Below are 20,216 nucleotides of genomic sequence, written 5' to 3' on the forward strand. Positions count from 1 at the left end.
AGCCTTTCAACGATTCAGCGATGAGGGTGAGGAGAGAGGGGTCAGCCCAGCAGGGAACGTCCGATGATCTCCTTCATGATCTCGGTCGTCCCGCCGTAGATGGTCTGGATGCGGCCGTCGGTGAACGCACGGGCGACCGGGAATTCGGCCATGTAGCCGTACCCCCCGTGCAGTTGCAGACAGCGGTCCGCGACCCGCTTCTGCAGCTCGGTGGCCCACCACTTCGCCATGGAGGCGTGGACGGCGTCGAGTTCCCCGTTCGAGTGATCGACGATGCACCGGTCGAGGAACGTCCGGGTGACGGCGCACTCGGTCGCCATCTCCGCGATCTCGAAGCGGATGTGCTGGAGCTTGGCCAGCGGGCGTCCGAAGGCCTCGCGCTCCTTCACGTAGCGCGTGGTGATCTCCAGGAGGTGTTCGGCGGCGGCGATGCCCGCCACGGCGATCGCCATCCGCTCCTGGGCGAGATTGGTCATGAGGTGGACGAAGGCGCCGTTGAGCTCGCCGAGGAGGTTCTCCTTGGGGACCCGGACGTCGTGGAAGAACAGTTCGGCGGTGTCCTGGGACTTCTGGCCGATCTTGTCGAGGTTCCGGCCGCGCTCGAAGCCTTCCGTACCGCGCTCGACGACCAGCAGCGACAGCCCGTGCGCTCCGCCCTCCGGGGTCGTCCTGGCCACGACGATCACCAGGTCGGCGAGGATGCCGTTGGAGATGAACGTCTTGGAGCCGTTGAGCACCCAGTGGTCGCCCCGGTCCTCGGCGCTGGTCCTGATCCCCTGGAGGTCGGAGCCGGCGCCGGGCTCGGTCATCGCGATGGCGGTGATCAGCTCTCCGGTGCAGAACCCGGGAAGCCAGCGGCGCTTCTGCTCCTCGGTGGCGAGCGAGGTGAGGTACGGGCCGATGATGTCGTTGTGCAGGCCGAGGGCTATGCCGGGTGTGCCGGCCCGGGTGAACTCCTCGGCCAGGACGGCGCTGTAGCGGAAGTCGGCGTTGCCGCCACCGCCGTACTCCTCGTCGACGGCGAGCCCGAGCAGCCCCTGCCGTCCGGCGGCGCGCCAGGCCTCGCGCGCGACGATGCCGTCCTTCTCCCACTGCTCGTAGTGGGGCAGCACCTCCTTGGCGAGGAAGGTGCGGACGGTCTCGCGGAACGCCTCGTGGTCGGCGGTGTAGAGCTGGCGCTTCATGCCTGCGGCTCCTTGGAGGTGAGGGAGGGGACGGCCCAGTCGCGGGCGACCTCGTCGGTGTCGGCGCCGGGCAGGGCGGGGCCGGTGCGCACGGTGCCGGGCGTGGCGGAGAAGCGGGGCGCGGGTGCGGGCTGGGCCAGGCCGGCGTGCTCGACGAAGGTGGAGCGGGCGGCGAGGTGCGGATGGGCGGGGGCCTCCCGGAGCGAGAGGACCGGCGCCACGCAGGCGTCGGTCCCGTCGAAGACGGCCGTCCACTCGTCTCTCGTACGGGTGCGGAAGCGTTCCGCGACGGCGGTGCGCAGCTCGGCCCAGCGTCCGAAGTCCCTGCGGGCGGGGGCCAGGTCCTCGATGCCGAGGAGGCGTACGAACTCGTCGTAGAACTGCTGTTCCAGGGCTCCGACGGCCATGTATCCCCCGTCGGAGGTCTCGTAGGTGCCGTAGAAGGGGCAGCCGCCGTCCAGCAGGTTGACGCCGCGCCGATCCTGCCAGCCGCCGGACGCCAGCATGCCGTGGATCATGGTCGCGAGGTGGGCGGCCCCGTCGACGATGGCCGCGTCGACGACCTGCCCCTCGCCGTGCGCGCGGGCGTGCTGGAGCGCGGCGAGCACGCCGACGACGAGGTAGAGCGAGCCGCCCGCGTAGTCGCCGACGAGGTTGGCGGGGACGGTGGGCGGGCCCTCCGGATCCGGGCCGATCATCCCGAGGGTGCCGGTGATCGCGAGGTACGCGATGTCGTGTCCCGCGGTGGCGGACAGCGGCCCGTCCTGTCCCCAGCCGGTCATCCGGCCGTAGACGAGCTTCGGGTTGCGGGCGAGGCAGGTGTTCGGGCCCACCCCGAGACGCTCGGCGACGCCGGGGCGGTAGCCCTCGATGAGGATGTCGGCCCGTTCGACCAGGTCGAGGACGGTCGCGGGGCCGCCGTCGGCCTTGAGGTCCACGAGGATGGAGCGCTTGTTGCGGTTGGTGAGGTCGTACGAGGGGTCGATGCCGAGCCCCGAGCCGCCGGGCCGGTCGATCCGTACGACATCGGCGCCGAGGTCGCCGAGGAGCATGGCCGCGAAGGGCCCCGGGCCGATTCCGGCCAGTTCCACCACGCGCACTCCGGTGAGCGGCCCCTTCCGGGCGGTCCGGGTCGGTTCCGTCGACGCCGCCATCAAGCCCCCAGCTGTGTGACACCAATGATGTAACACCGGTGATGCTAGGAACACGTTCCACTCCGCACAAGCCCCCCGGCCGAGCAAGCGCTTGGAAATTCCGTCCGGAGGAAGAGATCCCGATCTTGCGCCGGTAGGGTCCGGACATGCGTATATCCGGACGAGGGCTGACAGCCCTGCTCGCAGCGCCGCTCGCGGCCGTGCTTCTGGTCTCCTGCTCCTCGGCGGAGGAGCAGCCCGGCAGCCCCTCGCCCACCACGGCCTCCGCGGCCCCGCTCGCGGGCGACGGCGCTCGGGCGGCAGAGGACGCTCCGGCCGCGGAGGACGGAGTCCCGACCCCCGCGCCGGTGCAGGTCAGGGACGCCTTCGCGGGACTCCAGGCCACGCTCGGCGGGAGCTGCGCCACGGACTGCGCCTACTTCCTCGGCCGCGTCCACGACGAGCTCGACCGGCTCGACGCCGCCATGAAGGCGGATCCGAAGGGCCCCGGCCACTTCCCGGAACCGATCGCCTGGATCGAGAAGCTGCGGACCACGCTGGGCGGCGACCGCTCGTTCGCCAACCTGAAGAAGCACGAGACCCTGCTCCTCGGTACGCGGGACCGGATCAACACCTGGATGCAGGGCCACCCCGACGACTACCGCTGACGGACCACGCACGAGCTACCGCTAGGCTCCGCCGTCTCAGGGGAAGCCGTACGTGAAGGCGAGGGGCTGGATGGACACCGGGAACGGCACGGGACGGGACGCGAGGGAGCGGACGTACGACGTCGTCCTCTTCGGGGCGACGGGGTTCGTGGGTGAGCTCACCGCGGAGTATCTGGCGGAGCACGCGCCGGCCGGGTGTCGGTGGGCGCTCGCCGGGCGCAGCCGCGCCAAGCTCACCGCGCTGCGGGAGCGGCTGGCGGCGCGATGGCCCCGGTGCGCGGAGCTGCCGCTGGTGGTCGCCGACTCCGCGGACGCGGACGCGGTGCGTGAACTCGCCGCGTCCACGCGGGTGGTGGCCACCACCGTGGGCCCGTACGTCTGGTACGGCGAGGGCCTGGTGGCGGCGTGCGCGGAGGCCGGCACGGACTACGTCGACCTCACCGGCGAGAGCGAGTTCGTCGACGAGATGTACGTGAAGTACGACGCGCGGGCCAGGGAGACGGGGGCGCGGATCGTGCACGCCTGCGGCTTCGACTCCGTACCGCACGACCTGGGCGTGTTCTACACCGTCCAGCAGCTGCCCGAGGACGTACCCCTGCGGATCGACGGATTCGTACGGGCGGGTGCCGTCTTCTCGGGCGGTACGTTCGCATCGGCCCTGACGGCGATGGGACGCGGCCGGGAGATCCTGCGCGCCGCGCACGAACGACGCCTGCACGAGCCCCGGTTGGTGGGCCGCCGGGCCCGTGCGCCGCTCGGCGGACCGCGCTTCAGCCGGGAGACCGGCACCTGGGCCCTTCCGCTGCCGACCATCGACGCCCAGGTGGTGGAGCGCTCGGCACGGGCCCTTGAGGCGTACGGGCCCGACTTCCGCTACCGGCACTACGCCTCGGTCAAGACACTCCCGATGGCGCTCGGCGGCACCGCCGTCATCGGCGCGGGCGTGGCTGCTGCCCAACTGGCGCCCGTACGCCGCTGGCTGATGGACCGTTACGAGCCGGGGCAGGGTCCGAGCGCCGAGCGGCGCGCCCGCAGCTGGTTCTCGGTGCGCTTCGTCGGCGAGGGCGGCGGACGGCGGGTGTTCACGGAGGTCTCGGGCGGCGATCCGGGGTACGGCGAGACGGCGAAGATCCTCGCCGAGTCCGCGCTCTGTCTCGCCCTCGACGACCTGCCGAAGACCTCCGGGCAGCTCACCACGGCCGTGGCGATGGGCGACGCCCTGCTCGGCCGGCTCCGCGAGGCCGGCATCCGCTTCCGGGTGGCGCACCGGGGCTGACACCTGGACGCGGAGTCAGGGCCGATGCCCTGCCACGGAGCTTCCGGGCGTCGCCCGCCTCAGTGGCGTACGAGACAGAAGGGGTGGCCGGCCGGGTCCGCGTAGATCCGCCAGGCCCGGTCGCCGCCCCCGTCGTCGAGCAGCCACGCGCCGAGCTCGACGACCGCGTCATGGGCGGCCGCCAGATCGTCCACCCGGACGTCCAGGTGGAACTGCTGCTCCGCCGCGCCCCACACGGGCGGTCTGTGGTCCGCCACCCCCTGGAAGGCGAGCACCGGGGCGCCGGCGGCGTCGTGGAGCGTGGCCCAGGCTTCGCCGACGGCCCACTGGGCGTCGGGCCGGTTGATCTCACCGCCCAGCAACTGCTGGTAGAACCGGGCCAGTTCCATGACGTCGGTGCAGTCCAGGACGACGCACTGGAGCGTACCGATCACGTCGTCACCCACGCGGCGACGACGTACACCATGGCGCAGAGCCATGCCAGGGCGGCGATGCCGGCGGTGGCGAGCATCGCGACCAGGCCGCGGTCGGCTGATTTCGGCGGGAGGGGTACGGGGCTCGTCATGGACCCCAGCCTGCCGTCCATGATCGCGCCCCGCCATCCGTACGCCTACTCAGTCGCCTACTCAGCCCCCAGGGCGTCCCGTAGGGCGCGGCGGCACAGGGAGTCGGCGTGCCGGGTGCTCTCGGGGATGCGGTACCGGGGGGCGAGCCGCAGCGTGTGGGCGCAGGCGTTGGCGAGGGAGACCCGATGGCCGACGGAGACGAAGACGGGCTTCACTCCGGCCTGGGTGCGCAGGGCGCGGCCGACCTCCTCCTGACCGGCCATGAGCGGGCTGAAGTCGCCGCGCTCCGGGCCGGGTCGGTCGAAGGCGAAGGTGAAGGGGTTCTTCGCGACGCCGATCGACGGCCGTCCGGTGAGCACACCGAGGTGGCTGGCGAGTCCGAACCAGCGCGGGTGGGCAAGCCCGTATCCGTCACAGACGAGCAGCCCGGGGTCGGCGGTCAGCGAGGCGAGCGCGGCGAGCACGGTCGGGATCTCGCGGAAGGCGAGCAGTCCGGGGACGTAGGGGAACGACACCCGGCCGACCGCCGTCGCCTCCTCCACCACGTCGAGCGTCCGGGCGTCCAGGACGACGGCCGCGGCCGCGACGAGGTCGCGCCCGTCGTCGTACGCGACGTCGAGCCCCGTCACATGCCCCGTGCCGGGCTCCGGTCCCGGCTCGTCGAGCACGAGCCGGGACCGCAGCTCGCCCTGCACGGCGCGGGCCGCCGTCTCGTCGGTGGGCCAGCCCTCGGGAAGGTCGATGATCGTCATGATGACGGTCACCCTACGGGCCCGTCACCGGGCGCCCGGCACCCCTCCGTCCGACTGGCGAGCGCGCTCCCGCCCTTCGGAGGCCGCCGGGTAGCCTGCGGGCATGTTCGTACTGGAATTGACCTATACCGCCCCTGTCGAGCGGGCGGACGCCCTGCTCGACGCGCACGTCGAGTGGCTCGACGCGCAGTACGCCGCCGGCGTGTTCATCGCCTCCGGGCGCAAGAACCCGCGCGACGGCGGCATCGTCCTCGCCTCCGGGGTCGACCGCACGACGATCGAGAAGATCGTGGCGGCCGACCCGTTCACGGTCGAGGGCGTCTGCGCCTACCGGATCACGGAGTTCTACGCGACCAAGACGGCCGACGCACTCGCGCCGTACCGCGAGCGGCTGCCTTCCTAGCCCTGTCCCGCTAGCGCCTGCCGAGGCGGGCGATACGGCCCTTCTCGCCGGAGGCCCAGCACGCGCCGTCCCGCGTGCAGTCGACCGTGTCGTACGAGCCGGTGTCGACGGTCCGCCAGGTACGGCCTCCGTCGGTCGTCAGGTCCGTGCCGGTCGGGCCGACCGCGAGCGCGGCCGAGGCCGAGTGCGGGAGCCAGGCCACGCCCGAGCGGTACGCGGGCGGCGGGGCCGAGGCGGCGAGCCACCGGCGTCCGCCGTCCCCGGTGACCGCGGCGGCCTGCGGCGACGGCTGGTCCTTGCGGTAGTCGCCGCCGACCGCGATCCCGTGCGTACGGTCGCGGAAGGCGAGCCCGAAGACGCCCCGCGCCGGATCGCCCGCCGGGACGGTCGTCTCGGCGACCGTCCAGTTCAGCCCACGGTCGCGGGAGTGCAGCACGCGGGCGGTGGCCCCGCCGCCGGTCGCGAGCCAGACGTCCCTCGGCCCGGAGGAGACCAGGCACTGCCCGCTCGCCGCGAAGCCGGCCTCACCGGGCAGCGCGGCCGGCATCCCCGCGTCCGGCAGCACCGCCCAGGACCGGCCGCCGTCCCGGGTGGAGAGGATGCGGTACTTCCCGTCGACGGGGTCGCTCATGGCGAGTCCGTGCCGGTGGTCGAAGAACGTGATGCAGTCGTAGAAGGCCCGCGGGTCGGTGTTGCGGAAGGACTCCGTCCAGGTGGCGCCGCCGTCGTCGGTGCGCAGCACCCGTGACGCCTCGCCCTCACCGATCGCGAGGACCACGGCGCGCCGGGCGTCGAAGGCCTCCACGTCACGGAGTTCCAGCTCCCCCGCACCGGGCGGCGAGACGTTCCGCCAGCTCCGGCCGCCGTCCGTGGTGCGCAGGACGGTCCCCTTCGAGCCAGCGGCCCAGGCCGTCCTGCGGTCGACGGCGGCGAGCCCCCGGAACCGGGCGTCGGTGCCGGTCTCCGTCGGCTGCCAGCCGGCCCCCCGCGCCGTGGACGGAGCCCCCGCATCCGGTGCGGGCTGCGGCGCGCCGTGCGCGGGGGCCGTCAGGGCCAGCGCGACAGCCGCCCCGCTCAGCCCCGCCGACATCATTCGTCTCGTCTTCCCCTTGGACGTCATGGCGCCGGAAGCTAGCCCACCCCGCGGACGCCGTCCAGAGCGCCTCGTGTCGCGTGCGACGGGGCGGCGAGCGCGGCGGTGACACAGGTCACGTGACCCCCCAGTGCACGTTCCGGCCCCGTCGTTCGTCTTTCCTTGTGTCAGGGAGACGTCAGGAACCGAAGCCGCGCGACAGGAGCTGGCCTTGTCCACCGTCATCGAGCAGGCCGTTCAGGCCCGTCTGGTCGCATCCGCTCCCCGGATGGAAACCGTTCCCGCCACGCTGCGGTACGACCGCGAGGATCCCTTCGCGGTGAGCATGGCGTTCCCGCCGCCCGCGACGCTGGAGGGCGTCGAGGTGTCGTGGGCCTTCGCGCGAGAGCTGCTCGCCGAGGGCATGGACGGGCCCGCCGGGCTCGGGGACGTCCGGGTGCGTCCGTACGGCTACGACCGCACGGTCGTCGAGTTCCACGCGCCCGAGGGGGTGGCCGTGGTGCATGTGCGCACGTCCGAGCTGCGGCTCTTCCTGAAGCGTTCGCAGCATCTGGTGCCGGCCGGGCGTGAGCACCAGTACCTGGACTGGGACCAGGATCTGGCGCAGCTGCTCGACGACTGACGGCCCGACGCGCCGCCCGCCTACGAGGGCGCCCGTCGAAAAATCGATTGCCGCCGCCCGGCCTCAGGCGTACCGTCCTGACCTGGCCCTGTTGTCGCCCGATCGGAGAAGGCCGTTGCTCGTCTGAGGATGCGAGACACCGTGCCGCGCGTGCCCCTGAGCTGCTTCACGCAGCGCCGCGTGTGCCGTCTTCGCCCTCGGCGTACGAGCATTTCCGCCTGCCCGCGCCCCGGTGTCTCACCCGTTGCCCCAGCCCGCGCTCATGCAACAGGGAGGCCCCCATGGCGACCCATCCCACTTTCATCACCTGCTCCTCCGTCTCGTTCTCCTGGCCGGACGGCACCGAGGTCCTGGACGACTTCCGGCTCGCGGTCGGCCCCGGCCGGACCGGTCTGATCGGCCTGAACGGCTCCGGCAAGTCGACGCTCCTCAAGCTCTTCGCGGGTGAGCTGACACCCGCCGAGGGCACGATCCGTACGGTCGGCGAGGTCGGCTACCTCCCGCAGAACCTCGTCCTCGACACCGCGTTGCGGGTCGACGAGGCGCTGGGGATCGCGGCGACCCGTGCCGCGCTGCACGCCATCGAGGCCGGCGATGTCGCGGAGGAGCACTTCGCGGCGGTCGGCGACGACTGGGACGTGGAGGAACGGGCCCGCGCCACACTCGATCAGCTCGGGCTCGGGCACATCGGCCTCGACCGGACCATCGGCGAGGTGTCCGGCGGCGAGTCGGTCCTGCTGCGGCTCGCGGCGCTGCTGCTCGCCCGGCCGGACATCCTGCTGCTCGACGAGCCGACCAACAATCTCGACCTGCATGCCCGCGCCCGGCTCTACGAGGCGGTGGACGCCTGGTCGGGCGTGCTGGTGGTGGTGAGCCACGACCGTCAACTCCTGGAGCGCGTCGACCAGATCGCCGATCTGCGCGAGGGCGAGGTGACCTGGTACGGCGGGACCTACTCCGCCTACGAGGAGGCGCTCGCGGCCGAACAGGAGGCGGCGGAAAGGATGGTGCGGGTCGCCGAGGCCGACGTCCAGCGTCAGAAGCGCGAACTCTCGGACGCGCAGATGAAGTTGGCGCGCCGTAAGCGGTACGGACAGAAGAGCTTCGAGAACAAGGTCGTACCGAAGATCGTCGCCAACAACCGCAGGGCCGCCGCCCAGGTCTCGGCGGGCAAGCACCGCACCCTGCACACCGAGCGGCTGGCGGAGGCGCGGGAGCGGCTCGACCTGGCGGAGGAGGCGGTACGGGACGACGACGAGATCCGCATCGAGCTGCCGCGCACCATGGTCCACCCCGGCCGCGAGGTGCTGCGACTGAGCGATCTCGAACTGCGGTACGGCGCCCGGGTCGCCGGTGAGTTCGAGTTGCGCGGACCGGAGCGGGTCGCGCTGGTCGGACGGAACGGCGCCGGCAAGTCGACCCTGCTGCGGACGATCGCCGGAGAGCTGGAGCCGGTGGCCGGCACGGTCGAGACCCATGTGCCCCTCCGGTTCCTGCCACAGCGGCTCGACGTCCTCGACGACGAGCTCAGCGTGGTGGAGAACGTGGCCCGGTTCGCGCCGGAGGCGACCGCGAACACCGTCAGGGCGCGGCTCGCACGCTTCCTGTTCAGGGGCGCGCGGGCGGACCGGCCGACCGGGACGCTGTCGGGAGGAGAGCGGTTCCGGGCGACGCTGGCGGCGCTGCTGCTCGCCGAGCCGGCCCCGCAGCTGCTGATGCTGGACGAGCCGACCAACAACCTGGACATGGCGTCGGTGCGGAAGCTGACGGCCGCGCTGGAGGCGTACGAGGGGGCGCTGATCGTGGCGAGCCACGACGTGCCGTTCCTGGAGTCGCTGGGGATCACCCGCTGGCTGATGCTCGACGGCGAGCTGCGGGCGACGAACGCGGAGGAGGTGGGTTCGGCGGTTCGCTGACGCCCACGAGGGCGGTCGCGGCGCTCGGCGGGCGCCGGTCTCCGCGGTTCACGCCGCGGAGACCGGCCGTCTGCTCTCCGTAGCCATGATCACGCCACCCCCGGTGCCCCCGGGTCCGTGACCTGCCTCTCCGTACACCGCCATCAGCAGCGCACATAACGGAACGTAACCGGACATCGCCCGGACGGGCTTGGCCGAGGCCTTACGGGGCCTTAACCTACGGTCTCGTAACCTACGAATCCGTAGGTAATCCCGTATGCCCTCTCTCCGTCCCCAGGAGTTCCCGTGACGCTCACCTCTCCCCACCTCGGCAGCTCGACAGGGTGGACCGACGCGCGGCTGCTCTACGCGCTGGAAGAGGTGGTGGAGAAGGAGCTCAACCGGCACCTCAAGGTCACCAAGGACTGGATGCCGCACGAGTACGTCCCGTGGTCCGACGGCCGGAACTTCCCGGGCTTCTTCGAGGACGGCGAGGCCTGGGACCCGTCCCAGTCCAAGGTCACCGAGGTCGGCAAGATCGCCCTCGTGGTGAACCTGCTCACCGAGGACAACCTGCCCAGCTACCACCACGAGATCGCCTCCCTCTTCGGGCGCGACGGCGCGTGGGGCACCTGGGTGCACCGCTGGACCGCCGAAGAGGGCCGTCACGGCATCGTGATGCGCGACTACCTGCTGGCCTCGCGCGCCGTGGACCCGGACAAGCTGGAGCAGTTCCGGATGGCCCACATGAGCGAGGGCTTCGAGTCCGACAACCGGCACTCGATGCTGCACTCCGTCGCGTACGTCGCCTTCCAGGAGCTCGCGACCCGCATCTCGCACCGGAACACCGGCCACCAGTCGGGCGACCCGGTCTGCGACCGGATGCTGGCGCGCATCGCCACCGACGAGAACCTGCACATGGTCTTCTACCGCAACCTCCTGGGCGCGGCCTTCGAGCTCGCCCCCGACCTGACGATGCAGGCCGTGCGGGACGTCGTCGTGAACTTCCGGATGCCGGGTCACGGCATGCCCGGCTTCGAGCGGGCGGCGGCGCAGATGGCGATCGGCGAGATCTACAACATGCGCATCCACCACGACGACGTGCTGCAGCCGGTGCTGCGCTTCCTCAAGGTGCTCCAGATCGACGGCCTCGGCCCCGAGGGCCTGAAGGCCCAGGAGGAGCTGGGGCTGTACATGAACGGCCTGGACAGCGAGGCCGCGAAGTTCGACGAGAAGCTGGCGGCGCGCAAGGCGCGCATGGCGGCCCGCGCGGCGGGCTGACACCCGTGGCGGGCTGATCCGTATCGGCCCGGCTTGTATCGGGCGGGCTTGTATCGGGCCGACCCGTATCGGGCCGGCTTGTACCGGGCTGACTCGTATCGGGCCGACCCCTGTCGGGCGGATCCGTGTCAGGGACGCAGGTGACGGCGGGCGCCTTCCGTGCGCTTGAGCCGCCCCCGCTCCTTCTCCGAGAGGCCGCCCCACACCCCGAACCGTTCGTCGTGCTCCAGCGCGTACTGGAGGCACGCCACCCGGCCCTCGCACGCCCCACAGAGCTGCTTCGCCTCGCGCGTCGAGGAGCCGGGGGCGGGGAAGAAGAACTCGGGCCCGGCCTGGGCGCACAGCGCGTTCTCCTGCCAGGACATGTCGGGGGCGGCCGGGGCGGTCATCACGATGGTGTCGGTCTGCATGGCCGATACGCTGCCGTCCGGCCGTAAACGGTCCATCAACGTTCGATCAATGCGGCGCGCCGGGCGGTCGCACGCGCGACTCTCCGGCCGCCTCGACGCCTCACGCCGCCTCGTCGAGCGGGGTGCTCGTGATCACCGCGAAACGGGCGCCGAACGGGTCCGCGAGCTTGGCCATGCGGCCGACGGCCTCCAGCTCCATCGGGGCGAGCCGCACCGTGCCGCCGAGGCGCTCGGCCGCCGCCACCGCCGCGTCGGTGTCCGGGACCTCGAAGTAGACCAGCCAGCCCGGACCGCCCTCCGCCTCGACGGGGTCGAGGTCCAGGGGGACGACGCCTCCGAACATCCCCTCCTCCCCCAGACCCGCCGGGTACAGCGTGAGGTAGGCCCCGGTGTCCTCCGGCATCGGCATCTCGGCGCTCTCCAGGCCGAAGACGGAGTGGTAGAACGCGACGGCCGCGTCCACGTCCGGGGTGTGGAGCTCGGCCCAGGTCAGGGAGTTCGGTCCGTCGACCAGGTCGAGGCCCTGGAACGTACCCGGCTGCCAGGTGGCGAAGCCGGCGCCCGCGGGGTCGGTGAAGACTGCCATACGGCCGAGTTCGAAGACGTCCATGGGCTCGAACAGCACCGTGCCACCACCCGCCTGGACGGCCTTGGCGGTCGCCTCCGCGTCCGCCGACCGGAAGTACACGGTCCAGGCGGGCGGGCCGCCCTGCCCGGGCTCGACCTGCATTCCGGCGGCGACCGTCCTGCCCTCGGAGCGGAACATCCCGTACCCGCCCGCCTCGGGCCCCGCGGAGACGAAGTCCCAGCCGAAGACGCCCTGGTAGAAGGCGGACGCCTTCTCGATGTCCGGGGTGCCGAGGTCGATCCAGTTCGGCGATCCGGTGACGTAGCGCGTGGTGAGCATGGCGCTGCTCCTTCGGAGCTCCCGGGGCGTGTGCGGTTACGTCTCCGAGTCTCCCCCGGACGTGGGGTCGGCGCGCGGTCAGGTGAGCGGGGCCGGGGCGCCTTCGCGGCGGAACAGTGCGGTCCAGAGGAAGTCCTCGCCGAAGTGCGGGGAGTCGGCGGGCTCGTCCCGCATGCGCCGCAGTTCGACCTCCGTCAGATCGGAGAAGATCCAGCGCAGGGACTCCGGTGTGTAGGCGAGGCCGCCGTGGAGTCCCGGCTCACGGTAGAAGGCGGCGTCCGCGAGCTCCGAGCCCATCGCGCCGGACGCGAAGCACGTCAGGGCGAGCCGCCCGCCGGGCGCGAGCAGCCGCTCGACGAGGGCGAGGTAGCTGACGCGTCGGTGCGGCGGCAGGTGGTGGAAGCAGCCCGAGTCGTAGATCAGGTCGTACGGGCCGGCGAGCGCGCTCCCGGCCAGTTCGAAGGCGTCTCCGTGATGGAACCGGATCCGCGCGCCCGCCTTCTGGGTGCGCTCCCGGGCCCAGGCGATCGCCTCGTCGGAGAGGTCCACGGCATCCACCTCGAACCCCTGGGAGGCGAGATATAGGGAGTTGCGTCCCGGGCCGCAGCCCAGGTCGAGCGCCCGGCCGGGTGCGACCCACCCCCGGTCGACGTACGAGACGAGGCTCTCGTCCGGCTTGGCGACGAAGAACGGCACCGGCTTCGTGCGGTCGCCGTAGAAGCCGTTCCACCAGCCGGCCGCGTCGGCGGTCCAGCGGTCGGCCTCCGGTGCGAAGAGCCCGTCGAGAAGCTTCAGCACATCGTCGACGTCACGTATGTTCCGGTCCATCCGGCACCCCTTTCCCGATGCCTGAACGGTAGCGGGAATCACGTCGAAAGCCCAGGTCAGAGCCGCTTTCAGGAGGGGCGCCGAAGGCTCTGTGCGGCCTTCGGCGGGGAGCGGGCGCGAGGGCCGGTCCGCCCACTCGTGATCACCCGTGCGCGCGGGCGGAGACCCCCGTCGAGGGCCGTCAGAAGGCCTTTCCGAGCCGCTCCGGGCGGGGTTTCCCAGTGGTCTTCCGCGGCCGGTCCTCCTCAGTCGCTCTTCTTCGCCCTGCTCGGCTGGACCCGCTTCGGTTCGCCCGGCATCTTCGGGTACTCCGGCGGATACGGCAGATCGCCGAGTCCGTGCTCCGCCTCGTCGCGACGGGCCAGTTCGAGCAGGCTCTCCAGGCTGAACCGGTGATCGTCCATGCCGGCGTGGACGTCGCCCACCTCCGCGTACCGGGCCGGCATCGTCCTGATGTCGAAGTCCCGAGGTGTCGCGTCGTCGATCTCGTCCCAGTCCAGCGGTGCGGAGACCGGGGCGTGCGGGCGCGGGCGTACGGAGTAGGCGGAGGCGATCGTGCGGTCGCGCGCGGTCTGGTTGTAGTCGACGAAGATCCGCTCGCCGCGCTCCTCCTTCCACCACTTGATCGTCACCTGGTCCGGCATCCGGCGCTCCAGCTCGCGGCCGACGGCGATGGCGGCGCGGCGGACCTGGGTGAAGGTCCACTGCGGCTCGATCGGCACGAAGACGTGCAGCCCGCGCCCGCCCGACGTCTTGGGCCAGCCGCGCAGTCCGTGCTCGTCCAGGACGGCGCGCAGCTCGTGGGCGGCGCGTACGGCGTCGGCGTAGTCGGTGCCGGGCTGGGGGTCGAGGTCGATGCGCAGTTCGTCCGGGTGGTCGGTGTCCTCGCGCCGTACCGGCCACGGGTGGAAGGTCACGGCGCCGAGGTTGGCGGCCCAGATCACGGCCGCGGGCTCGGTGGGGCACATCTCGTCGGCGGACCGGCCGCTGGGGAAGGTGATGTGCGCGGTGGGGATCCACTCCGGCAGGTACTTGGGGGCGCGCTTCTGGAAGAACGACTCGCCGGTCACCCCGTCGGGGTAACGCTCCAGGGTCGTGGGCCGGTTCCGCAGCGCGCGGGTGATGCCGTCGCCGACGGCCAGGTAGTAGCTGACCATGTCGAGCTTGGTGTAGCCGTGTTCGGGGAAGTACACCTTGTCCGGATTGGAGACGCGTACCGTCCGCTCTCCGACTTCCAGCTCCACCGCTGCCGCCTTGGTCGCCATGCGAGTCAGCGTAGAGCTAGCCGACATTCCTCGCATACCAGACAATCGGTCCATGGATCTGCCGGTGATGCCGCCCGTGAAGCCGATGCTGGCCAAGGCCGTGAAGAAGATTCCGCCGGGCATGCAGTACGAGGCCAAGTGGGACGGTTTCCGGGCCATCGTGCACCGCGACGGACCGGAGCTGGTCATCGGCAGCCGTACGGGCAAGCCGCTGACCCGCTACTTCCCCGAGCTCGTCGAGGCCCTGCTCCCCCGGCTCCCGCAGCGGTGCGTGGTCGACGGCGAGATCGTGATCGAGCACGACGGGCGGCTCGACTTCGACCGGCTCACCGAGCGCATCCACCCCGCCGACTCGCGCGTGCGGATGCTCGCCGAGAGGACCCCGGCCCGGTTCATCGCCTTCGACCTGCTCGCCCTCGGCGACGACTCGCTGCTCGACACCCCCCTCACCGATCGGCGGGCAGCCCTGGAGGAGGCACTGCGCGGGGTCGACACCCCGGTCCATCTGGCACCGGCGACGACGGACCCGGAGCTTGCGGCGCGCTGGTTCGAACAGTACGAGGGGGCGGGCCTCGACGGGGTGATCGCCAAGCCGCTGGACCTGCCGTACCGGCCGGACGCCCGGCTGATGTACAAGGTCAAGCACGAGCGCACGGCCGACGTGGTCGTGGCCGGCTACCGCTTCCACAAGAGCGGCCCGGTGGTCGGCTCACTGCTGCTCGGCCTGTACGACGGCGGGGGCACGCTCCAGCACGTCGGGGTCTGCGCGGCCTTCACGGCCAAGCGCCGCGAGGAGCTGATCACCGAACTGGAGCCGCTGCGGATGGACCCGCCCGACGGACACCCGTGGGCGGCCTGGGCGGAGGAGGCGGCACACGCGGGGGCACGGCTGCCGGGCGCGCCGAGCCGCTGGTCGGGCAAGAAGGACCTCTCCTGGGTGGCCCTGCGCCCGGAACGGGTCTGCGAGGTCGGGTACGACCACATGGAGGGCGACCGGTTCCGGCACACGGCCCAGTTCAAGCGTTGGCGGCCGGACCGCGCGCCGGAGTCCTGCGGCTACGCGCAGCTGGAGGAGCCGGTCTCGTACGACCTCGCCGAGGTGCTGGCGTAGCCGTCAGCGGTACAGCGCTTCGATCTCCGCCGCGTACGCGGCCGTGACCACGTGCCGCTTCACCTTGAGCGAGGGGGTGAGCATCCCGTTCTCCTCGCTGAACTCCCCCTGCACGACACGGAACCGGCGGATCGACTCGGCCCGGGAGACGGCGCGGTTCGCGTGGTCGACGGCCTTCTGGATGTCGGCGAGCAGCTCGGGATCCTCGCGGAGCACGGCCGTGGGTGTGTCCGCCGGGCGCTTGCGTACGGCCAGCCAGTGCCGCATCGCCTCCGGGTCGAGGGTGACGAGCGCCGCGATGTACGGACGGTTGTCACCGACGACGAGACACTGGCCGACCGGCGGGCGGCTGCGCAGCCGGTCCTCCAGGACGGCCGGGGAGACGTTCTTGCCGCCGGAGGTGACCAGGATGTCCTTCTTGCGGCCGGTGATGACGAGATATCCGTCGTCGTCGAGGGCGCCGAGGTCGCCGGTGGCCAGCCAGCCGTCCCGCAGCACCTCCTCGGTGGCCTCGGGGTTGTTCCAGTACGCGGTGAAGACGATGGGGCCCTTGATCAGCACCTCTCCGTCGTCGGCGATCCGTACGGCGGTGCCGGGCACAGGGCGGCCGACCGTCCCGGGGCGCGGGCACAGCGGCGGGGTGACGGTGGCGGCCGCGCTGGTCTCGGTGAGGCCGTAGCCCTCGTAGACGAGGACACCGGCGGCGTAGAAGAACCGGCTCAGGCGCGCGTCCAGCGGGGAGCCGCCGCTGATGGCGTACCGGAGGTTGCCGCCCAGCTCCTTGCGGATGCGCCGGTAGACGAGCAGGTCGTAGAGCGCCCAGGCGGCGGACAGCCCCGGACCGGGGCGGGGGCCCTCGCCGAGGACGTGGCGCAGGGCCGTCCCCCCGTAGCGGACGGCGACGGCGTCGGCCCTGTCGAAGGAGGCACCTCGGCCGAGCTTCTCGGCGGTGGCCCGGCCGGTGTCGTGGATCTTCTCGAAGAGGTAGGGCACGCCGACGACGAACGTCGGCCGGAAGCGGCGGAGTTCGGGCCGGAGTTCGTCGGGCGCGATGCTGGGGAAGTGGCCGATCTCGATGCGCGCCATGAGGCAGGCGAGCTGGATGACGCGTCCGAGTATGTGGGCGAGCGGCAGGAAGAGGAGGGTCGAGGCCGCCTGGCCGGTGACCGCCTTGAAGACCGGATGCAGCAGCTCGACGGTGGCGCGGGCCTCGGCGTGGAGGTTGCCGTGAGTGAGTGCGCAGCCCTTGGGGCGGCCGGTCGTGCCGGAGGTGTAGCAGAGCGTCGCGACGGTGTCCGCCGTGAGGGCGGCGCGCAGCTTGGCCGGCTCCTCGTCCGCGACCTCCGCACCGAGGGCGGCGAGTTCGGCGAGGCCGCCGGAGTCGGTCTGCCAGACACAGACCGGCTCGGACGGTGCGCGCCGCGCGGTGGCCGCCGCGCGGACGGTGGCGGTGTGCTCGGCGGTCTCGGTGACGACGTGGCGGGCGCCGGAGTCCTCCAGGATCCAGGTGATCTGGTCCGCCGAGGAGGTGGGGTAGACCGAGACGGTCTGGGCGCCGGCCGACCAGACGGCGAAGTCGAGGACGGCCCAGGCGTAGCTCGTGCGCGCCATCAGCCCGACGCGTGCGCCGGGCTCCACTCCGGCGGCGATCAGCCCCTTCGCCACGGCCAGGACGTCCCCGGCGAACTCGGCCGCGGTGACGGGCCGCCAGTTCCCCTTCTCCCGGCGGCGCATGACCACGGCGCCGGGGTCCACGGCCGCGTGTGCGAAGGGGATGTCCGCAGGGGTGCCGGAGGGCGGCGGCCCGGGCGGGAGAGCCGTACGCGCCTCGCGTACGACCCCGTCCTCGCGCACGAGCTCGACGGGGAACCGGTCGCGCAGTTCGGGGCGCTTCCTGGCCTGCCTCAAGTCCTTGCGTACGCCCATGACGTGGCTCCTGTTCGCGGCGAGCGGGCGGGAAGTGTGCGGGACCTCCGGACTTACCGACAAGTCAACTTACTTGACCGTAACCAGATTTCAACCGCCCCCACACGATCGCTCCGCACGAGCGACACACGCGGCGGGCCGCAGCGCCGGGAGTGAGATGCTTCACACTCCCACCCGGCCGCCCGAGCTCGCTTTCGGTGGACAACCGAGCGATACAGAGGGTCGTTTCAGAAGGAAGATCGCCCCGCGCGGCGCGCACCTGCGGGAACACCGAAAGGCGCGGCGCGGCGGGTACCCGGGCCGGGCCCGGCTCGTCCGCACACCTCGCCGAACGGAGGACACGCCGTTGCCTCATGGAGACATACCCGTCTCCGAACCCGGAACGCCATCCTGTACGTATGGGAGAGGGAGACCCCACCCCCGACATCCGTACCCACAAGGACTGGCCCGTGATCACCTCGCCCTCGCCCCTCGTACCCGTCCCGATCCCCGACCGTGTGGCCGCCATGATCGGATCCTGCCTGCCGCTGCATGTCCTGCAGGCGGAGATCGACGCCGACTGCGCGGCGCGCGAGGTGCTGCGCTTCCGGGGGCCGCTCTGCGCGGAGGACCGGGCGGACCGGGAGCACGCGCTCTCCACGCTCGCCCGGGCGAACAAGATCCTGGCCAAGCACCACCCGCTGCTTCCGGTCACCCACTAGTTCCCGGGCCTCCGTTAGCCCGTACGGGGCGCGGACCCGGCGCCGCACCGGTTCGGACGTCCCCCGCATGCGGGGCGCGCCACCCGGTGTGAGGCTGCGAGGGTGACGACCACCAGCGAAGCCGCCCCCGCGCCCCCGGCCGCCGGGCCTCCCGTGCTCGACAGCCGTCGCCGCAACATCGTCTTCGGCACGATCATGCTCGGCGTGCTGCTGGCCGCGCTGGACCAGACGATCGTCGGCACCGCCCTGCCGACCATCGTCTCGGACCTCGGCGGCGCCGCCCACATGTCGTGGGTGGTGACCTCGTACCTCCTGGCCGAGACGGTCGCCACCGTCCTGGTCGGCAAGTTCGGTGACCTGTTCGGCCGCAAGGTGATCTTCCAGGTCTCGGCGGTCGTCTTCATCACCGGCTCGTTCCTCTGCGGACTCGCCACCAACATGACCCTCCTGATCGTCTGGCGGGGGCTGCAGGGCATCGGCGCCGGCGGCCTGATGGTCACCTCCATGGCGCTCATCGCCGATGTGATCCCGCTGCGCGACCGAGGCAAGTACCAGGGTGCGATCGGCGCCGTCTTCGGCGTCTCCACCGTCATCGGCCCGCTGCTCGGCGGGCTCTTCACCGACCATCTGACCTGGCGCTGGGCGTTCTACGTCAACGTCCCCATCGCGATCCTGGTCGTGATCGCCGCCGCCCGCACGATCCCCTCCGTACGCTCGGCGAGCAAGCCGGTCATCGACTACACGGGCATCGCGCTGGTCGCGGTCGGCTCCAGCGCACTGATCCTGGCCACCAGTTGGGGCGGGAACGAGTACGCCTGGGGCTCCCCCGTCATCATCGGGCTCTTCGTCGGCGGCCTGATCGCGCTCGCCCTGTTCTGCTGGGTGGAGACCCGGGCCGCCGAACCGATGCTGCCCATGCGGCTGTTCGCCAACCCGGTGTTCACCGTCTGCTCCGTCCTGAGCTTCGTCGTCGGCTTCGCCATGCTCGGCTCGATGATCTTCCTGCCCTCCTATCTGCAGTACGTCGACGGGGACTCGGCCACCGTCTCGGGCATCCGGACGCTGCCGATGGTCGTCGGTCTGCTGATCGCCTCGATCTACAGCGGCAACGTGGTCAGCAAGACCGGCACGTACCGGATCTTCCCCATCGTGGGCTGTGCGGTGATGGGCGTCGGCCTCTTCCTCCTCTCCCTGATGGACACCGGGACCAGCGCGTGGCTGGAGTCCCTGTACATGTTCGTGCTGGGCACCGGCATCGGTCTGTGCATGCAGGTGCTGACCATCGCCGTGCAGAACACGGTGGACTACGCCGACCTCGGCACCGCCACCTCGGGCGTCACCTTCTTCCGTACGCTCGGCAGCTCCTTCGGCACGGCGGTCTTCGGCACGATCTACGCCAACTCCCTGAAACCCAACCTGGCGCAGGGGGTCGAGGAGGCGGCGGCGGTCGCCGGGCCGGCCGTGGACCCGGCTGCGATCGCGGCGGCCTCACAGAGCCCGGACGGGGTGCACGGGCTGCCGGACGACGTGGCGGCGCCGATCGTCCAGGCGTACGCGGACACGCTGCACACGGTCTTCCTCTGGACCGTTCCGGTCGCGGCGATCGGCTTCGTCGTGGCGCTCTTCCTCAAGCAGGTCGCGCTCCGGGACACGGCCCGGGCCTCGGCGCCCGACATGGGCGAGGGCTTCGGGTCTCCGACGATGTCGGGCGACTCGGCGAAGCTGCTCGAACTCGCCGTGGGAAGGATCCTGCAGAAGACGGATCTGGCGACCGCGCGCCGGATCGTCTCCGGCTCGGACACCCGGCTCGACACGGCGGGCGCGTGGGCGGTGATGCAGGTGGAGCTCTTCACCCGTACGGTCGGACACGCCAGTCTCGGTCTGATCTCCGCCGGACGGCGGGTCCCCCCGGAGGTCCTGCTGCCGGTCTTCGACCGCATGGTCGACGAGGGGTTCCTGACCCGGGACGGATCGCTCCTCTCCCACACCCCGGCGGGGCGGCGGGAGGCCGAGGTCATCACCCACGCCTGGGGCGACTGGCTCAGCGACCGGGTCGAGCGGGAGACCGGCCGGCCGAGCGGTCCGGAGCTCAGGGCCGCGACGGACGCGATCACGAAGAAGCTGATCGCGGAGGACCTGGCGCAGGGCCTGCCGCGACGCGACCGGGAGCCGGTGGGCGTCACCTCCTGAGGGCC

General features: G+C 71.8%; 20 protein-coding genes. 9 read left to right on the plus strand and 11 right to left on the minus strand.

Annotation, left to right across the window (positions count from 1 at the left end):
• Nucleotides 1–41: 41 nt before the first annotated feature.
• Both ACZ3IJ_RS30565 and ACZ3IJ_RS30570 read right to left on the minus strand, forming a co-directional pair.
• Nucleotides 42–1,184 (minus strand): acyl-CoA dehydrogenase family protein, encoded by a 1,143-nt coding sequence (locus ACZ3IJ_RS30565; protein WP_467473398.1) that lies wholly within the window; start codon nt 1,182–1,184, stop codon nt 42–44.
• Nucleotides 1,181–2,338 (minus strand): CaiB/BaiF CoA transferase family protein, encoded by a 1,158-nt coding sequence (locus ACZ3IJ_RS30570; protein WP_467473400.1) that lies wholly within the window; start codon nt 2,336–2,338, stop codon nt 1,181–1,183. The genes ACZ3IJ_RS30565 and ACZ3IJ_RS30570 overlap by 4 nt, the downstream gene beginning before the upstream one ends.
• A gap of 146 nt (nt 2,339–2,484) precedes the next feature.
• On the opposite strand from ACZ3IJ_RS30570, the gene ACZ3IJ_RS30575 reads away from it, so the two are divergent.
• Nucleotides 2,485–2,985, plus strand: coding sequence for a hypothetical protein (locus ACZ3IJ_RS30575; RefSeq protein ID WP_467473402.1), 501 nt, complete (start codon nt 2,485–2,487; stop codon nt 2,983–2,985).
• Between the two features lie 70 nt (nt 2,986–3,055).
• On the plus strand, nt 3,056–4,261 hold the full coding sequence (locus ACZ3IJ_RS30580) for a saccharopine dehydrogenase family protein (RefSeq protein ID WP_391796741.1): 1,206 nt from the start codon (nt 3,056–3,058) through the stop codon (nt 4,259–4,261).
• A 59-nt stretch (nt 4,262–4,320) separates the two neighbouring features.
• On the opposite strand, the gene ACZ3IJ_RS30585 is transcribed toward ACZ3IJ_RS30580, so the two are convergent.
• The 3 genes from ACZ3IJ_RS30585 to ACZ3IJ_RS30595 are packed head-to-tail and all read right to left on the minus strand — an operon-like array spanning nt 4,321 to nt 5,579.
• Nucleotides 4,321–4,695, minus strand: coding sequence for a VOC family protein (locus ACZ3IJ_RS30585; RefSeq protein WP_467473543.1), 375 nt, complete (start codon nt 4,693–4,695; stop codon nt 4,321–4,323).
• Complete coding sequence (mmpA, locus tag ACZ3IJ_RS30590; RefSeq protein ID WP_467473406.1) at nt 4,692–4,826, minus strand: morphogenic membrane protein MmpA; 135 nt, start codon at nt 4,824–4,826, stop codon at nt 4,692–4,694. Before mmpA ends, ACZ3IJ_RS30585 begins: the two co-directional genes overlap by 4 nt.
• A gap of 57 nt (nt 4,827–4,883) precedes the next feature.
• Complete coding sequence (locus ACZ3IJ_RS30595; RefSeq protein WP_467473408.1) at nt 4,884–5,579, minus strand: endonuclease V; 696 nt, start codon at nt 5,577–5,579, stop codon at nt 4,884–4,886.
• A 103-nt stretch (nt 5,580–5,682) separates the two neighbouring features.
• On the opposite strand from ACZ3IJ_RS30595, the gene ACZ3IJ_RS30600 reads away from it, so the two are divergent.
• On the plus strand, nt 5,683–5,982 hold the full coding sequence (locus tag ACZ3IJ_RS30600; protein WP_467473411.1) for a YciI family protein: 300 nt from the start codon (nt 5,683–5,685) through the stop codon (nt 5,980–5,982).
• A gap of 10 nt (nt 5,983–5,992) precedes the next feature.
• On the opposite strand, the gene ACZ3IJ_RS30605 is transcribed toward ACZ3IJ_RS30600, so the two are convergent.
• Nucleotides 5,993–7,102 carry a WD40/YVTN/BNR-like repeat-containing protein gene (locus ACZ3IJ_RS30605; protein ID WP_467473413.1) on the minus strand — a complete coding sequence of 370 codons (1,110 nt, stop codon included), beginning with the start codon at nt 7,100–7,102 and terminating at the stop codon, nt 5,993–5,995.
• Between the two features lie 184 nt (nt 7,103–7,286).
• On the opposite strand from ACZ3IJ_RS30605, the gene ssgD reads away from it, so the two are divergent.
• The 3 genes from ssgD (at nt 7,287) to ACZ3IJ_RS30620 (ending at nt 10,873) form a co-directional block, all read left to right on the plus strand.
• A complete protein-coding gene (gene ssgD, locus ACZ3IJ_RS30610) occupies nt 7,287–7,697 on the plus strand; it encodes a spore wall synthesis regulator SsgD (RefSeq protein WP_467473415.1) in 411 nt (136 codons plus the stop codon).
• Nucleotides 7,698–7,978: 281 nt separating this feature from the next.
• Nucleotides 7,979–9,613 carry an ABC-F family ATP-binding cassette domain-containing protein gene (locus ACZ3IJ_RS30615; RefSeq protein WP_467473417.1) on the plus strand — a complete coding sequence of 545 codons (1,635 nt, stop codon included), beginning with the start codon at nt 7,979–7,981 and terminating at the stop codon, nt 9,611–9,613.
• A 285-nt stretch (nt 9,614–9,898) separates the two neighbouring features.
• Nucleotides 9,899–10,873: an acyl-ACP desaturase gene (locus tag ACZ3IJ_RS30620; RefSeq protein ID WP_391796748.1), complete on the plus strand. Its 975-nt coding sequence runs from the start codon at nt 9,899–9,901 to the stop codon at nt 10,871–10,873.
• 128 nt (nt 10,874–11,001) lie between these two features.
• On the opposite strand, the gene ACZ3IJ_RS30625 is transcribed toward ACZ3IJ_RS30620, so the two are convergent.
• The 4 genes from ACZ3IJ_RS30625 to ligD form a co-directional block, all read right to left on the minus strand.
• The gene (locus tag ACZ3IJ_RS30625) at nt 11,002–11,283 is read right to left on the minus strand and encodes a WhiB family transcriptional regulator (RefSeq protein WP_467473420.1); all 282 of its coding nucleotides are present in this window, start codon (nt 11,281–11,283) and stop codon (nt 11,002–11,004) included.
• A gap of 100 nt (nt 11,284–11,383) precedes the next feature.
• Complete coding sequence (locus tag ACZ3IJ_RS30630) at nt 11,384–12,190, minus strand: VOC family protein (protein ID WP_467473422.1); 807 nt, start codon at nt 12,188–12,190, stop codon at nt 11,384–11,386.
• Nucleotides 12,191–12,268: 78 nt separating this feature from the next.
• Nucleotides 12,269–13,018 (minus strand): class I SAM-dependent methyltransferase, encoded by a 750-nt coding sequence (locus ACZ3IJ_RS30635; protein WP_467473424.1) that lies wholly within the window; start codon nt 13,016–13,018, stop codon nt 12,269–12,271.
• 245 nt (nt 13,019–13,263) lie between these two features.
• Nucleotides 13,264–14,283 carry a non-homologous end-joining DNA ligase gene (ligD, locus tag ACZ3IJ_RS30640; protein ID WP_391796752.1) on the minus strand — a complete coding sequence of 340 codons (1,020 nt, stop codon included), beginning with the start codon at nt 14,281–14,283 and terminating at the stop codon, nt 13,264–13,266.
• Nucleotides 14,284–14,335: 52 nt separating this feature from the next.
• On the opposite strand from ligD, the gene ACZ3IJ_RS30645 reads away from it, so the two are divergent.
• A complete protein-coding gene (locus ACZ3IJ_RS30645) occupies nt 14,336–15,394 on the plus strand; it encodes an ATP-dependent DNA ligase (protein WP_467473427.1) in 1,059 nt (352 codons plus the stop codon).
• A 3-nt stretch (nt 15,395–15,397) separates the two neighbouring features.
• Here the strand turns inward: ACZ3IJ_RS30645 and ACZ3IJ_RS30650 are convergent, their stop codons facing one another.
• Nucleotides 15,398–17,320 (minus strand): AMP-dependent synthetase/ligase, encoded by a 1,923-nt coding sequence (locus ACZ3IJ_RS30650; RefSeq protein ID WP_467473429.1) that lies wholly within the window; start codon nt 17,318–17,320, stop codon nt 15,398–15,400.
• A gap of 398 nt (nt 17,321–17,718) precedes the next feature.
• Here ACZ3IJ_RS30650 and ACZ3IJ_RS30655 point away from each other — a divergent pair, with 398 nt between their 5' ends.
• Both ACZ3IJ_RS30655 and ACZ3IJ_RS30660 read left to right on the plus strand, forming a co-directional pair.
• A complete protein-coding gene (locus ACZ3IJ_RS30655; protein ID WP_467473431.1) occupies nt 17,719–18,021 on the plus strand; it encodes a hypothetical protein in 303 nt (100 codons plus the stop codon).
• Between the two features lie 102 nt (nt 18,022–18,123).
• Nucleotides 18,124–20,211 (plus strand): MDR family MFS transporter, encoded by a 2,088-nt coding sequence (locus ACZ3IJ_RS30660; RefSeq protein ID WP_467473433.1) that lies wholly within the window; start codon nt 18,124–18,126, stop codon nt 20,209–20,211.
• The last annotated feature ends 5 nt before the right edge of the window (nt 20,212–20,216 follow it).

Source organism: Streptomyces sp. NPDC013317, from assembly GCF_055563155.1.

What these genes read in the sequence shown, in the direction of transcription:
- ACZ3IJ_RS30635 (WP_467473424.1), bottom strand. Translation starts at nt 13,018, where the DNA reads ATGGACCGGAACATACGTGACGTCGACGATGTGCTGAAGCTTCTCGAC.
- ACZ3IJ_RS30575 (WP_467473402.1), top strand. Translation starts at nt 2,485, where the DNA reads ATGCGTATATCCGGACGAGGGCTGACAGCCCTGCTCGCAGCGCCGCTC.
- ACZ3IJ_RS30625 (WP_467473420.1), bottom strand. Translation starts at nt 11,283, where the DNA reads ATGCAGACCGACACCATCGTGATGACCGCCCCGGCCGCCCCCGACATG.
- ligD (WP_391796752.1), bottom strand. Translation starts at nt 14,283, where the DNA reads ATGGCGACCAAGGCGGCAGCGGTGGAGCTGGAAGTCGGAGAGCGGACG.
- ACZ3IJ_RS30630 (WP_467473422.1), bottom strand. Translation starts at nt 12,190, where the DNA reads ATGCTCACCACGCGCTACGTCACCGGATCGCCGAACTGGATCGACCTC.
- ACZ3IJ_RS30600 (WP_467473411.1), top strand. Translation starts at nt 5,683, where the DNA reads ATGTTCGTACTGGAATTGACCTATACCGCCCCTGTCGAGCGGGCGGAC.
- ACZ3IJ_RS30655 (WP_467473431.1), top strand. Translation starts at nt 17,719, where the DNA reads ATGGGAGAGGGAGACCCCACCCCCGACATCCGTACCCACAAGGACTGG.
- ACZ3IJ_RS30605 (WP_467473413.1), bottom strand. Translation starts at nt 7,102, where the DNA reads ATGACGTCCAAGGGGAAGACGAGACGAATGATGTCGGCGGGGCTGAGC.
- ACZ3IJ_RS30570 (WP_467473400.1), bottom strand. Translation starts at nt 2,338, where the DNA reads ATGGCGGCGTCGACGGAACCGACCCGGACCGCCCGGAAGGGGCCGCTC.
- ACZ3IJ_RS30645 (WP_467473427.1), top strand. Translation starts at nt 14,336, where the DNA reads ATGGATCTGCCGGTGATGCCGCCCGTGAAGCCGATGCTGGCCAAGGCC.
- ACZ3IJ_RS30580 (WP_391796741.1), top strand. Translation starts at nt 3,056, where the DNA reads ATGGACACCGGGAACGGCACGGGACGGGACGCGAGGGAGCGGACGTAC.
- ACZ3IJ_RS30595 (WP_467473408.1), bottom strand. Translation starts at nt 5,579, where the DNA reads ATGACGATCATCGACCTTCCCGAGGGCTGGCCCACCGACGAGACGGCG.
- ACZ3IJ_RS30615 (WP_467473417.1), top strand. Translation starts at nt 7,979, where the DNA reads ATGGCGACCCATCCCACTTTCATCACCTGCTCCTCCGTCTCGTTCTCC.
- ACZ3IJ_RS30650 (WP_467473429.1), bottom strand. Translation starts at nt 17,320, where the DNA reads ATGGGCGTACGCAAGGACTTGAGGCAGGCCAGGAAGCGCCCCGAACTG.
- mmpA (WP_467473406.1), bottom strand. Translation starts at nt 4,826, where the DNA reads ATGACGAGCCCCGTACCCCTCCCGCCGAAATCAGCCGACCGCGGCCTG.
- ACZ3IJ_RS30565 (WP_467473398.1), bottom strand. Translation starts at nt 1,184, where the DNA reads ATGAAGCGCCAGCTCTACACCGCCGACCACGAGGCGTTCCGCGAGACC.